General features: G+C 55.0%; 12 protein-coding genes and 1 pseudogene. 9 read left to right on the top strand and 4 right to left on the bottom strand.

Annotated features, from left to right (window positions below):
* Positions 1-11: 11 nt before the first annotated feature.
* The 3 genes from EJ077_RS13210 to EJ077_RS13220 are packed head-to-tail and all read right to left on the bottom strand — an operon-like array spanning position 12 to position 3,162.
* Positions 12-1,343, bottom strand: a complete 1,332-nt coding sequence (locus EJ077_RS13210) for an aspartate aminotransferase family protein (protein WP_135928482.1) — start codon at positions 1,341-1,343, stop codon at positions 12-14.
* Between the two features lie 2 nt (positions 1,344-1,345).
* Positions 1,346-1,684 (bottom strand): ferredoxin FdxA, encoded by a 339-nt coding sequence (gene fdxA, locus EJ077_RS13215; protein WP_135928483.1) that lies wholly within the window; start codon positions 1,682-1,684, stop codon positions 1,346-1,348.
* Between the two features lie 47 nt (positions 1,685-1,731).
* Positions 1,732-3,162, bottom strand: coding sequence for a KamA family radical SAM protein (locus EJ077_RS13220; RefSeq protein WP_135928484.1), 1,431 nt, complete (start codon positions 3,160-3,162; stop codon positions 1,732-1,734).
* Positions 3,163-3,406: 244 nt separating this feature from the next.
* Between EJ077_RS13220 and EJ077_RS13225 the strand changes: the two genes are divergently transcribed.
* A complete protein-coding gene (locus EJ077_RS13225) occupies positions 3,407-4,312 on the top strand; it encodes a LysR substrate-binding domain-containing protein (protein ID WP_135928485.1) in 906 nt (301 codons plus the stop codon).
* 44 nt (positions 4,313-4,356) lie between these two features.
* A pseudogene (locus EJ077_RS13230) lies at positions 4,357-4,500 on the top strand (IS6 family transposase); the annotation flags it as partial.
* 276 nt (positions 4,501-4,776) lie between these two features.
* Here the strand turns inward: EJ077_RS13230 and EJ077_RS13235 are convergent.
* Positions 4,777-5,688, bottom strand: a complete 912-nt coding sequence (locus tag EJ077_RS13235; RefSeq protein ID WP_135928486.1) for a LysR family transcriptional regulator — start codon at positions 5,686-5,688, stop codon at positions 4,777-4,779.
* A gap of 114 nt (positions 5,689-5,802) precedes the next feature.
* Here EJ077_RS13235 and lysA point away from each other — a divergent pair, with 114 nt between their 5' ends.
* The 7 genes from lysA (at position 5,803) to EJ077_RS32040 (ending at position 13,366) form a co-directional block, all read left to right on the top strand.
* On the top strand, positions 5,803-7,146 hold the full coding sequence (gene lysA / locus EJ077_RS13240; RefSeq protein ID WP_208702554.1) for a diaminopimelate decarboxylase: 1,344 nt from the start codon (positions 5,803-5,805) through the stop codon (positions 7,144-7,146).
* A gap of 13 nt (positions 7,147-7,159) precedes the next feature.
* Entirely contained in the window at positions 7,160-8,074 is a 915-nt protein-coding gene (gene dapF, locus EJ077_RS13245; RefSeq protein ID WP_208702556.1) for a diaminopimelate epimerase, read from the top strand.
* A gap of 41 nt (positions 8,075-8,115) precedes the next feature.
* Complete coding sequence (locus EJ077_RS13250) at positions 8,116-9,219, top strand: ABC transporter substrate-binding protein (protein ID WP_135928489.1); 1,104 nt, start codon at positions 8,116-8,118, stop codon at positions 9,217-9,219.
* 33 nt (positions 9,220-9,252) lie between these two features.
* Complete coding sequence (locus tag EJ077_RS13255) at positions 9,253-10,272, top strand: succinylglutamate desuccinylase/aspartoacylase domain-containing protein (RefSeq protein ID WP_135928490.1); 1,020 nt, start codon at positions 9,253-9,255, stop codon at positions 10,270-10,272.
* Between the two features lie 78 nt (positions 10,273-10,350).
* Complete coding sequence (locus EJ077_RS13260; protein WP_135928491.1) at positions 10,351-11,451, top strand: ABC transporter substrate-binding protein; 1,101 nt, start codon at positions 10,351-10,353, stop codon at positions 11,449-11,451.
* 83 nt (positions 11,452-11,534) lie between these two features.
* Positions 11,535-12,896 carry an ABC transporter permease gene (locus EJ077_RS13265; RefSeq protein ID WP_245458726.1) on the top strand — a complete coding sequence of 454 codons (1,362 nt, stop codon included), beginning with the start codon at positions 11,535-11,537 and terminating at the stop codon, positions 12,894-12,896.
* On the top strand, positions 12,839-13,366 hold the full coding sequence (locus EJ077_RS32040) for an ABC transporter permease (RefSeq protein ID WP_245458727.1): 528 nt from the start codon (positions 12,839-12,841) through the stop codon (positions 13,364-13,366). Before EJ077_RS13265 ends, EJ077_RS32040 begins: the two co-directional genes overlap by 58 nt.
* The last annotated feature ends 4 nt before the right edge of the window (positions 13,367-13,370 follow it).

Genomic DNA, 13,370 nt, shown 5'->3' on the forward strand with positions numbered 1-13,370 from the left:
GCGACCCTTGTTTAAGCAACCTGTATGTCATCGAGCATCGGCCTGACAAGGCGCAAGCCGTCCAATACTACTTCTGACAACCGATCGATCTCGGCCTCAGTCATCGGGGTGGATAAAAGGCCCGAACATGTCTCGATCATGAGCAAGCCATTGGAGAAGAAGTGGTCGAGCAGCGCTGAGATACAGTTCTGTTCCTTAGGTCCTGCGAAGGCGCTCCGATAGCTGGTTGGCGCGGTCCCTTTTAGATGTATGCGGAACATGGAACCTGCTCCGGTAACGCACGCAGGCACATCAGCAATCTTGATAGCTTCTGCGATCCCTGCTCGGGCTCGGTCAGCCAGGCTGTTCAAGCTTGCAACGGCGTCCCGATCGAACATCTGCATCGCGACCAAGCCCGCGGTCATTGTGATAGGGTTGGCGCTAAACGTGCCAGAGTGTGGAAATGGAGCTGGGCCGTTCAATGGGTTCATGACGTCCATGACGTCAGCTCGACCGGCCAATGCACCGACAGGAAACCCACCTCCGATCATTTTTCCCATCGCGGTCAAGTCAGGCTTGATTGCATATGAACCTTGGGCGCCATCGAAATTTGTGCGGAAGGTGATCACCTCGTCCACGATTAGAAGTGCGCCGTTCTTGGTGGCCCATTTGCTAAGACCCAGGACGAACTCCTGGGTGGCCTGGATGACACCGATGCGATGTGGAAGCAGATCGATCACAATAGCGGCTAGATCAGCCTTGTGCAGATCCAGGATGGCTATTGCACGGTCCAACTCGTTGAACGGTATGACCACGACCTCGCTCAATGCCGACTCTGGGGTTCCGCGTGACACCGGTACGCTGGTGGGTGATTCCAAGCTTCCCCAGTTTGATGGCCTCGCAGTCTGACTGACTTCCGCGTAATCATATAAGCCGTGGTATGCGCCTTCGACCTTAGCGATCTTAGGGCGATCGGTAAAAGCTCTAGCGGCCTTGATGCAACTCATTACCGCTTCAGTGCCAGAGTTGACGAAGCGTATCTTCTCGAAGCTTGAGTTGCGTGACACCATCTGCTCGGCAAATACCACCTCAACTTCCGTCCCCACAGTAAAGGCTGTCCCTCTGCCGATCTGTTCGATAACAGCCCTTGTGATGTCGGGGTGTGCATGCCCGTGAATGAGCGAAGCCACGTTGTTCGCAAAATCAATCCGTTCGACGCCTTCGATGTCGGTGACGTGGCATCCCTGGGCCTTTGCCACATAGATCGGGTGAGGCTTGCGAAGGATCGTATTGCGGCTGCAGCCACCGGGCATGACTGTTTTGGCGCGTTCATACAACGCGGCGCTTTTCGACATATTATTCATGATCAGTCGTGCCGCGCCAATTTAACGAGGTTTTCCAACTTGCCAGCGATTCCTAACCATTGCTCAGCATCGGGCAATGGGTCCTTCCTTGCCGTTATCTGCGGCCAGACCAGCGACAACTCTTCGTTGATTTCAAGAAAATGCTTCTTTTCAATTGGCAACCTGTCTTCGTTGTATATCGCTTCGGCTGGACATGCCGCGACGCACGCGTCGCAATCGATGCATTCACCCGGATGGATCACCAGGAAATTTGGACCTTCATAAAAGCAGTCGACAGGGCAGACGGAAACGCAATCGGTGAACTTGCACTGGATACAGTTGTCGGTAACGACGTATGTCATCTTCACACCGGGATTAAGTTCGACGCGTATTTTCAGCGGCCAACGGATTATTCGGCGGCCAGGAGCGCCAAAGGCTTAATGTTATACATTGAATAGAGCTCGGCCTCGTCCATTATGACCCGATCGTCATAACCGCCGAACCAGATCGCGTCCGGGTTGCGACCAACGATGGTCACCTTGCAGCGATCTCGAGCATCGGCTGCCGAACGCAGCAGCTTGAAAATCACTACTCCGTTCTCGCCGCCCTTCACGCCCGGGAAGGGTTCGTTCGTCACTGCGGAGACCTCGGTCTTGCCCTTATAGTGTGTGATGGAGAGACGCGCATGTGTCTCCACGCCGGAAAGCCCTTTCTGGGATTCATTCAAAATCTGCCAGGCTCGCTCAATCGGCACATTGAATGCCTTGTGTCCCACGATGTCTCTCCCGCAGAAGAAGTAGTGGTTCTCGACGCCGTTCCGCTTGAGTTCGCGTTGCATTATCCGCAGCGCATCAGGATCGTCATTTATACCGGAAATGATCGGTGACTGATTGTCGATGTTGATCCAGTGACGGCTTCGCAGTGCCTGGACCGCAGCGAGGGTGGGCGGCAGCCATCTGAAACCCGCGTGGGCATCGGGGATGTAGCTGCCATCGGGATTCTTGGCCAGAAATTCATCGGGATGGTTGAAATGAACCATCATACGAAGACTGGCTCGCGGATATGACTTGTGGAATGAATCCAGCATTGCAAAAAACGTTGCGTCGAAACGCTCAGGATAGAAAGCTAGTTCCTTTGTTCCGATTCTGATGTTCTCAATACCGGCTTCCGACAAGGCTGCCAGCCACTGTGCGATGTTTTTGTTTCCAAGCACCATCGGATCGCCGCCAGACATCAGGATCTCGCGCAGGCGTTCTCGATTTGTGGTCGGATGACGACCGCCGTTCTCATCTACCAAGCGGTTATGTTCGCGAATATATGCAACAATCTCGGGAATTTGGGCGAGTCCTTTGGGCGCGACGGTGCCATCGGGTCGCTCGACTTCTTTCTTGGCGATGAGCTCTTCTCGGTAGCAAAACCGACAGTGGGCTGAGCAAGTCGCCGCGACGTAGATCAATCCAAGTTCGTATTTGTGTATCAGCCCTTCGACCGGGCTGTAGGACATCTGCTTTCCCGGATCGGATGCTCCATCCAGATCGTAGGTCTCCTTTGGACTGGCTTTTACCAGTGTCTGGATCGCCTTTGAATTTTTGGCCTGCTCAAAATAGTGGCGCGTTATTTTCACCGGCATGCGAGCTTGTAAATCGCGCGGAGTTCCTTCGAGTTCTTTGATCGCCTCCAGTTCCTCCTGCGAATAGAAACCCTGCATGTCCTGGGGCACGGAGCCGTCAAAAAACTTCTTGAGACCGGTGATGATCTCGCGATCGTATTTGCCATTCGAGACTTCGGCCAAGAAGGCCTGCTCCCTTGACGAGAGCTCGTATTTCTCCGCGATGGCCATAGCGATACCCAACCTTTTCGTTTTGGTGTGGCGCGGCAAATCTGGTGCTGATCCGAGCGCCGCAGACTGTCGATGAATAGACGACGTAAGCCGCGGACATTACAAACAGCGATTTCTCATCGATTCGTGAGTTTTCATCATCTAAGAAGGGAATCTCCTTGTTGACTGGGTGCTCCACGAATGGCCAACTGGTGGGCGTCCATCGTTGCCAAGCGGGTTTACATCTTGGTTGAGAGCGAGAAGTATGTCCCGGTTCCCGCGCCGTTTTCTCCCTTCAAGCTCAGCTTTGACTAGCTTTGAGGCAGCGGCGCGCCATGAGAGCTTCACACTAGCGGCAGAAGAACTGCACCTGACTCAAAGCGCCATCAGCAGGCAGGTCAAGGAACTTGAGCTTACCATCGGAACGAAGCTTTTTAGGAGGGTTGGTCGACATGTCGTGTTAACCGATGCAGGGCGTAGCTTGGCGACTGAACTTTGCGTCGATCTTGAAAATATCCAACGGACTGTAATGCGGGCCATTTCGGCAGGCGGGATGGGGGCCGCTTTGCGCATTGCGACATTACCGGCTTTTGCCAATAGCTGGTTGATACCCCGACTACCCGATTTTTTTGCAAGACACAGTGGGGTCGAGCTCAGTCTGTTCACGCGACTGGAGCCATTCGATATGACCCGGGAACGGTTCGATCTAGCAATTCATTTTGGGGTCGCGGATTGGCCGGACACCGATATGAAACCCCTATGCTCAGAGAGCCTCGTACCAGTCGCCTCTCCCGCTTTTAAGCACATGCATGGGATTGAAGACATCTCCGACCTTGCGCGGTCGCCCTTGCTGCATCTGTCGACACGCCCTATCGCCTGGAAGAACTATTTCGAGCAGGCTGGCCTGGTGGATAACCATAGTCTGGCTGGGAAGTATTTTGATCAGTTTTCGATGGTTATCTCGGCAGCCAAAGCGTCGCTCGGAGCCGGATTGATACCAAGTTACTTAGTTGAAGAGGAATTGCGGTCAGGATCTATAATAGAGATATCCAAGATCAGTATGGTCACAAGCAACAATTACTATCTTGTCACACCGGTAAATCAGCGCAACAAAAATGTCATTATTTTTTCTGACTGGATTACGAGCTGCGCGAGGGAGACTATATTATAGGGTCCTTCCCGAAAGCTGGTCAGGTGGTCGACAAAATGTAGGGAGCCCTCCGAAGACTATGCCGCTATGGCGTCAGCTACCGTGATCTTGAGCAGAGGTTGGGTGAGCGCGGCGTGCCCGTTGATCATTCCACGATTTATCGCTTGGCGCGGAAATACGCGCCGGAGATGGAAAGACGGTTGCGCTGGCAATACCAGCGAACAGCCCACGAAATCACTTCACCCTAAAAATGGCGCCATTTGAAATCCTCATCAAAAATCTCGCGGGAAATCTTTGGCGCTCTTTCAGACATCAACAGCAAAACTTTGCGACGGGCCCCTTTGTCTTCGGTTCCTATGGCGAGCTCGAGATCCGTCGCCGATCGCCGTCTTGCCGAGCGCGCACCACGCAGGACCATCGTCCTTCTCTTCGGTGGGTTAAAAGCGCATATCAAGCGGGCGAGATCTCGTCCGAAACACTGAAGATCAGAGGGACCGCAATTTCTCAACGACTTCGTTCGCAACCTGCCGCATCACATTCACAAAAAGGTCGGCGTGAGTGGATCTCAAGGTCTTGGCCGGTCGCCACAGGTTCAACTGGTACGGAACAAGCACACTAAAGCGACGTAAAGCAACGCCTTTCGCGGCATAGTGCGAAGCTGTCAAAGGATTGACGATGGAGACGCCAACTCCGGAAGCGACCATCGAGCAGACACCCGTTGCCGTCGTTGCTTCCACGCAATATCTCCGAGAGATGCCCTCGGCCTCGAAGATCAGATCAATCTTACGGCGGTATGGATCCTCCTGAGTGAAGTAGACGAAATCAGCACCTTGGAAATCCTTCGGCTCCAACACGCTCTTGGACGTGAGGGGATGGTTGCAAGGAAGCACGCATACGACTTCACCAACATCGATGGTTTCCGTTGTCGCATCGTCAGTTTCAAGGCTGCCTTCCGTCAAACCTATATCGAACATCTGGGTGGTGATGTCGTGCCGCAATTGCACTTCCTCGAGGGAATGTATCGACAGATGGACTTGCGATTTATTATTCAGGAATCGTTGTACGACCATTGGTAGGAACGCCTCAGCGTAGGCGGGAAGGCTCGCGATCCTCAACTGAGCCGCGTTGTGTTGCTTTATAGCCAACGCCACGCGGCTAATTTCCTGCATACCTACGAAAGAGCGGCTTACGGCGGAGTGAAGAAGCAGTGCTTGTTTGGTCGGAGAAAGGCGCTTGCCGAACCGATTGAAGAGTTCAAAGCCGAGATAGGATTCGAGCTCCCGTAGCTCTCGGCTTACCGTCGGCTGGGAGGTGCCGAGCGCCTCTGCAGCCGCGGTAGCGCTCTTGTAAATCATCACAGCATTGAAAATTTCAATCTGACGCTGACTGAGCCGCATGAACCCGACCTCATATATATCAAGAATGAATGAGAGGCGGTCAAATTAGTATTTTGTCGTGGTTTTGTCATCTGCAAAGATCAGACCAAGGGCAGCTAACGATGCGAGATGCAGATGACACTCCTGGACGGAAATGAACGCGCGGCACGATCGCCAGCGCTCCACCACGGCAGCTTCTCTTATGAGAATGGTCAACTGTTTATCGAAGAGATATCGGTTGGCGAAATCGCAGATGCAATTCCAACCCCGTTCTACTGCTACAGCGCCTCTACGATCACCCACGCCTACAGACTGCTGGCCGACAAACTCGGATCGTCGCGAGCTTCGATCTGTTTTGCCGTCAAAGCGAACAGCAACGTTTCCGTGCTGCGACTGCTCTCGGATCTAGGTTGCGGCATGGACATCGTATCGGGGGGCGAGTTGGAGAGGGCGCTCGCCGCCGGCGTTCAGCCGTCTAGGATTGTTTTTTCCGGTGTTGGCAAGGCCCGAGCGGAGATCTCCCGCGCCTTGGAGGTTGGCATCCATCAGATCAATGTCGAATCGCCCGCCGAGCTCGATGTTATCCGCGACATCGCTCGATTGCTCGGTCGTAGGGCGCCTATCGTCTTCCGGGTAAATCCTGACGTCGATGCAAAGACCCACGCGAAAATCAGCACTGGCAAGAAAGGCGACAAGTTTGGAATTGCCCTTGAGGAAATCCCAGAACTGTACACGAGGGCCGAAGCTTCGCCCGAACTCGATGTGGCTGGTCTTGCCGTGCACATTGGGTCACAGCTCCTGGATCTGTCGCCTTACCGGGCAGCATACGAACGGCTCGCTGACCTTGTTAAGACATTGCGGTCTCGCGGTCACCAGGTACGGCGCCTCGACCTGGGAGGTGGCTTGGGAATCTCCTACGAATTCGGAGCCGGGCCTGATGTCGGTGCGTACGCGAAGATTATCGAGGAAGCGTTCAATGGCATTGATTGCGAACTCACCGTCGAACCCGGCCGGTGGCTTGTCGGACCAGCGGGCTTGCTGGTCACCGAAGTACTATATGTGAAGAATACTGGCAATATGGCGACCGTCATCGTTGATGCCGCCATGAACGATCTCATGCGACCCTCGCTCTATAGCGCCGTCCATCCGGTACTCCCGCTACAAGATATCAAGGGCGGCGACTCTTCAACGTATCAGTTGGTCGGTCCTGTCTGCGAAACTTCCGATGTGTTCGGAAGCTATGAAGGCCTACCCAAGCTTCGTGCAGGGGCTCGCCTCGCATTCGGGTGCGCAGGCGCCTACGGGGCATCGATGGCTTCTACCTATAATTCAAGAGATCTGATCGCCGAAGTCCTTGTCGATGGCGCCCGGTTCCGGGTCATTCGGCGTCGCCAGACGATCGAGGACCTCCTCACCCTCGAGGTGGAGAGGCCTTGGCAGGCATCCAATACCTACGCTGACGCAGCAACAGCACTTTGAAAGCGGTCGCGATATGAACCACATCCAATTCCTCTCGCAAACCCCATGCGTGGATGCGCCGACGCTTTGGTCATTCGTGAAGATGCACGGGTTGGAAAACTATTTCGTGATTGTCGATCGGCGTGCGGTCGCAAAGCCGTTTGACGTCGCGGACATCGTCAGGATTTGCAGTACAAACGTCGGAGCTGGCGGCGAACAACTGCTCACGATCGAACGACCCTCCGACGAGGGACGAAGGGCAGGCGCTTACGCGCAGATGAGGATTTTCAACATCGACGGCAAGGAAGTCGGTGCGTGTGGGAATGCTACACGCTGTATGGCTTACTTGTTGCTTGAGGAGACGGGGACTGAGGAAGTACTGATCGAGACCAAGTCCGGGGTGCTGCAATGCTACGGAGCAGGTCTTCGGCAGATCAGCGTCAAATTGGGGCCGATTAGCCTGGACTGGCAGCAAATCCCGTTGAGCCGCGAGATCGATACCCGCCATGTCCTTTTGACAAGCGGACCTCTTTCCGATGGGGTCGCGCTGAACATCGGCAATCCGCATGCTGTGTTCTTCGTCGATCAACTCGTCGTCGACGACATTCCGACCTATGCCCCGGCCGTGCAGAACGATCCGCTTTTCCCGGAAGGCGTCAACGTTGGCGTGGCCCAGATCGTCGACTCCCAAACCATACGCCTCGCCGTGTGGGAGCGTCCCGGCATTCTCACCAAAGCATGCGGGACCGGGGCTTGCGTTGCCGTCTATGCTGCGAAGATGCGCGGTCTCGTGAATTCTCCGAAGGTCACGGTACACCTTCCCGCGGGCGAACTTCAGATCGAGCTTGTCGAAAACAACATGGTGATCATGACCGGTCCTGTCGCTTTCTGCTGCCACGGTTTCATTGAAGGGAGCAACCCCAACACACCTGCGCTGGACATGGCATAAGCCGCTGGGCCGTTTCTTCAGACAACCAAAAGGGGGATGCGATGACAACTAGAACTATCAGCCTGGCACTTAGCTTCGCGGCGATGGCCGTAACACAAGTCTCTGCAGTCCGCGCCGAAGACATTCCGGAAAACTTGAAGGGTTCCGGAGAGGTCGTTGTGGCAGTCGACGGTGGAAGCTACGAGGCGGCGCTTCGAAAGGCGTTCTTCGACCCGTTCACCAAGGATACGGGAATCAAGATCGTGGTCGTTCCCTCCAATCCCGGAAAGCTGCTTGCATCAGTAAAAGTCGGTCAGCCGGATGCGGATCTGACGTCCGTTTCCGGCGGCGAGTTTCCCGGCTGGATCTCGAAGGACGCCGTTGAGCCGATGGACTACAGCTTCTTCGCGAAAGAAACTCTCGCAGCAATGCCCGAGCAACTCGTGGACAAGAACGGCGTCGGAGCCCTGCTCTATTCCGCCGTTATCGCCTTCAATACCAACAAATTCGCTGCCGATGGGAGGCATCCGGACAACTGGGTCGATTTCTACGATGTGAAGGACTTTCCGGGGAAGCGAGCGCTCCCGAAGTGTGAACGTATACTCGCGGGCGGTCTTCTGGCAGGCGCTCTGCTCGGAGACGGAGTTTCGCCGGCGAATCTGTATCCACTCGACGTCGATCGCGGCTTCGCGAAAATCAAGCAGTTTAGGCCCAACGTGGGACGTTGGTGGTCCGGTGGAGCGGAAGCTCCGCAGAGCCTCATCTCCGGAGACGCCGATATGGCAGTTTCCTTCAACGGCCGCATTGCCATTGCCAAGCAGGAAGGTGCGCCCATCGCCTTCACATGGAACCAGTCGCTTCTTCAGTATGATTACTGGGTCATTATGAAAGGCTCGCCGAACAAAGAAAATGCAAACAAGTTTCTGGCCTATATCTCGCGGCCTGTACCTCAGTCGCAGTTCGCGCTGGCCATGCGCTACGGGCCTGTCAACAAGGAAGCTTTCGGTCTTCTTCCGAAGGAAATCGCTGCGGATCTCCCCGGAGCGCCGGAAATCGCCGACAAGCAAATCTTCGAAAACTACAAATGGTGGGCTGAGATGCGTCCCGATGGCCGGACGAACTACGACGACGCAATGAGCCGTTGTGTAGAGATGCTATCGCAATAGGACCAAGCATCGGAAACCACGAGTGCTACGACAATGAAGATAACTGCATCATCGAACAGCGTTGCTTATGGAGAGCCTGGCATCTTCCGAGGCCACTTCTCCTTCGCCGACTCTCGTCTTTCAGGATACATGTGGCCTCTGTGCGAGATCCGTGGCGATCGTGATGGGCCGAGGCTTTGTATCTCGGCAGGCGTTCATGTGAATGAGGTCGCCGCTATCGAGGCTGCTGTTCGCCTTCAGAAGCTGTTCGATCCCCGAAAAATTCAGGGATCGGTTTCGATTATCCCGCTTGTGAACCAGCCCGCACTGTACAAATACAGCGAATACGTCTGTCCCCTTGATGGAAAAAACATCAATTTCTCGTTCCCAGGCGACCCCAATGGCTCGTTTTCTGAGATCCTCTGTGACGCAATAATGAACGAGTGGTGCGTGGGTGCGGACTGCTACGTAGACATGCACGGAGGTGATCTTCGAGAAAACGTTTCCAAGTTCACCATCTTCCAGCACACGGAGGACCCGGTCCTGGACGAACGTGCAAGACGGATGGCGATGTGCTTCGACGCCGAACTCGTCGTCGGGCTCCCCGTTGCTCATATGTCGAAGCCGGGCCGCCCGCCGACAGGATTTGCCTCGAAGGACAGGCTCGCAATCATGTCGGAGGCCGGCGCGAATGGATTAGTTGACGAGACCTCGGCACAATTTCATGTCGACGGCGTCCTTAATGTCGCACGGGCTCTAGGAATACTCGACACGCCGTCAACCGAATTCCAACGAGCACGGGTTCCTTGTGACGACTATATCTGGGTGGCTTGTCCGACAGACGGGGAGTTTCACTCGGACGTAGAGCCTGGCGACCGAATTCATAAAGATCAGCGGCTCGGAAATATCTGCGATCTGTTTGGGGAAACCGTCGCGGAGATTGCCGCGCCCGAAACTGGATTCTTGCTGTGGCGCATGACGCACCCCTCCATTCCGAAGGGGTCGCCGGTGCTCGCGGTCGCTGTGGAAGAACGAGCAGCGAGCCAGCGTCAGGGAGACATCCGAACACCGTAAAGCCAGACAACGACCAGGCCATGGCTCGGGCCTGACGTTTGAATATAGACCAGAGCTACTTCACAAAGGGGAATAAAAATGAAAACCACAACGATTACTCAATCACTCACCGCAGTTTTGTTGCTTGCTGCCCTGTCGGCAACCGCCAAGGCTGACGAAGTACCTGCAAATCTTAAAGGTACAGGCGAAGTCGTCATCACTTCCGGCGGCGGCACCTGGGAAGCGGCGCAGAAGAAAGCCTTCTTCGATCCTTTCACACGTGACACCGGCATCAAGGTGGTGTTGGTACCGGAAGATCACGCCAAATTGCTAGCTTCGGTGAAGCTTGGTCAGCCTGAAGCCGACCTCACATCTGTTCCCGGCGGTGCCCTCAACGGCTTCGTCGAAAAGGACGCCGTCGAGAAAATCGACTACAGCCTATTCGCAAAGGACACCCTTGCGGAAATGCCGGAGCAGCTGAAGAACGAGAACGGTGTCGGCGCGCTACTCTATTCGGTTGGTGTCGCCTACAACACCACGAAGTTTCCGAAAGGCCAAGAACCGAAAAACTGGGTCGATTTCTACGACGTAAAGAAATTCCCGGGCGCGCGAAGCCTTCCCAAATGCGAAAAGATCGTCGACGGCGGTTTGCTTGAAGGTGCGCTTATGGGCGACGGCGTTCCCGCTGACAAGGTCTATCCTATCGACATGGACCGAGCATTCGCGAAAGTGGCGGAACTGAAGCCCCATGTCGGTCGCTGGTGGGTCGCCGGTGCAGATGCCCCTCAGAGTTTGATCAGTGGCGAGGTTGATATGGCCGATGCCTACAATGGCCGCATCTTCGGCGCCAAGAAGGAAGGTGCGCCGTTGGAATTTTCCTGGGATCAATCCTTGCTTCAGTACGACTTCTGGGTCGTCATGAAGGGTTCCCCGAATAAGGAAAACGCCCAGAAATTCCTCGCATACGTTTCTCGCCCGGAACCACAGGCTGCGTTCTCGGAAGCTATCTCCTACGGCCCGGTCAACGAAAAAGCTTTCAGCCTCGTATCGAAAGAACTGCTCGATATCCTTCCAGGATCTCCCTCCATCGCAAAGAAGCAGGTCTACCAGGACTACAAATGGTGGAACGCCAAGAATGCCGATGGACGCACGAACTGGGACGTAGCACTCGAGCGTTGCGTGGCTCTCCTGTCGCAGTGAGGCGGCGCGCGACGCGCCATCTCATAACGAAGAATTCGATACACGCTGCTCGTCCTTGACGAGCAGCGAAGGAGAAAGCCATCATGGACGTGGCAACTTTTAATCTCGTCGCTTCGGCGTCTGAGGGGCTGGCCGAAAGACAAAACCCGATGAAACGATCAAACCGAAAATTGAAGATGGGCAGCATTGTCGCAGCCACTCCACTTCTCGTCTTGTTGATCGGGTTCCTTGTCATTCCGCTGTCCTACATCTTCTGGGGAAGTTTCGAAGGTACGAAGCTGAATTTCGCACATTACGGACGCGTATTTGCCAGTGCCGTGAACTTCAACATTCTCCTTCATACACTTCGCGTAGGTCTTATTGTCACCGTGGTCTCGCTTCTGCTGGGCTACCCGGTAGCCTATCTCCTGACCAAGGTTCGGTCGCTCTCTCTGTCCATTCTGAGCGTCTTCATTCTGATCCCTCTCTTCACAGCCTTTTTGATCCGGACTTATGCCTGGATGATCATTCTGGGGCGTGAAGGGATCATAAATAACGCGCTGATCTGGCTTGGCCTGATCAGCGCGCCTCTCCAGCTCCTAAACACCACCTTCGCGGTTGTAGTCGGCATGACACACGTCTTCGTGCCGATGGCCATCTTCACGATGTATTCAGCAATGGCACGTATCGACCACGATTACGCGCATGCGGCCCAGATCCTTGGCGCGAAACCCGTTCAAGCCTTCCTTCGTGTGTATCTGCCGCTGACGCTGCCAGGCGTATTTTCGGCGGGCATCCTGATTTTCATCACCGCCATCGGCTTCTACATCACGCCAGCTCTCCTCGGTGGACCGAGCGACACGATGATTTCGCAGCTCATCGTAGATCAGATGACGACGCTTCTGAACTTTGAACTCGGATATGCTTCGTCCATGGTCCTGCTTTTCGTCACGATCGCAATCCTCTTCGTCGCGAGCTTGTTCATTCCCCTCGAAATGATCTGGTCGTCGGAGACGAGCTCGCCGGATAGGGAGCCTCGTGCTGCGGCTCGCCTGCTTAAGCGCGCTAAGCGAATGCTTGGTCCGCTCGTCGCCGCTATTGAGGGAGGCACGCATGCGGTCACAAGACCCCTGCTCACCAAAAATGGCGGTTGGCTTTGGGCTTACACCGTCGCGATCCTGATGTTCCTCACAGCGCCCTTGATCGTCGTGGTGATTCTCTCATTTAGCTCTTCGCCGTTCGTGGTGTTTCCTCCCCGGGTTTCTCGCTGCAATGGTGGCAGAAGCTGGCGAATGCTGCGGACTGGCACCAGTCCTTCTTCTTCTCGATCCAACTCGGGATCGCCGCGGCATTCGTCGCTACGATCATTGGGACCATGGGGGCCTTCTGGCTCGTGCGCACGAAGTTCATGTTTAAGAAGATGCTCTTCCTGGTCTCACTGTCTCCTCTTATGGTCCCGGTCGTAATCATCGCAACGTCTCTCTATGTATTCGAGGCTCGTCTGAAAATCCTTGGAACCTTCACGGGCTTGGTGATCGGACATGTGTTGCTGTCCGTGCCCTACGTCATAGTAGTCATGGCCGCCGCATTGAGGAACTTCGACGCCTCACTTGAACCGGCTGCCGCAGTCCACGGCGCTCGTCCGCATCAGGTGCTTCGCCTTGTGACACTTCCGATTTTGAAGCCGGCTCTTCTCACGGCAAGCCTGCTCGCGTTCCTCACATCGTTCGACGAGCTTCTTGTCGGCCTCTTCCTTCTGGGACGTCAGACACCGACCCTTCCAATCAAGTTCTGGGCCGATATCAAGTATCAGATCGATCCGCTTCTTAGCGCAGCATCCACTCTCATCGTCGTGCTCGTTACGGCATCGATAATTACAGTCCAACTGATCCGCGTGCGTTACGAAAAGCGCACTGCGGCCAGTGCGGCCGAATGATCGG

It is taken from the genome of Mesorhizobium sp. M8A.F.Ca.ET.057.01.1.1, from assembly GCF_003952565.1.
Lineage (GTDB): Bacteria > Pseudomonadota > Alphaproteobacteria > Rhizobiales > Rhizobiaceae > Mesorhizobium.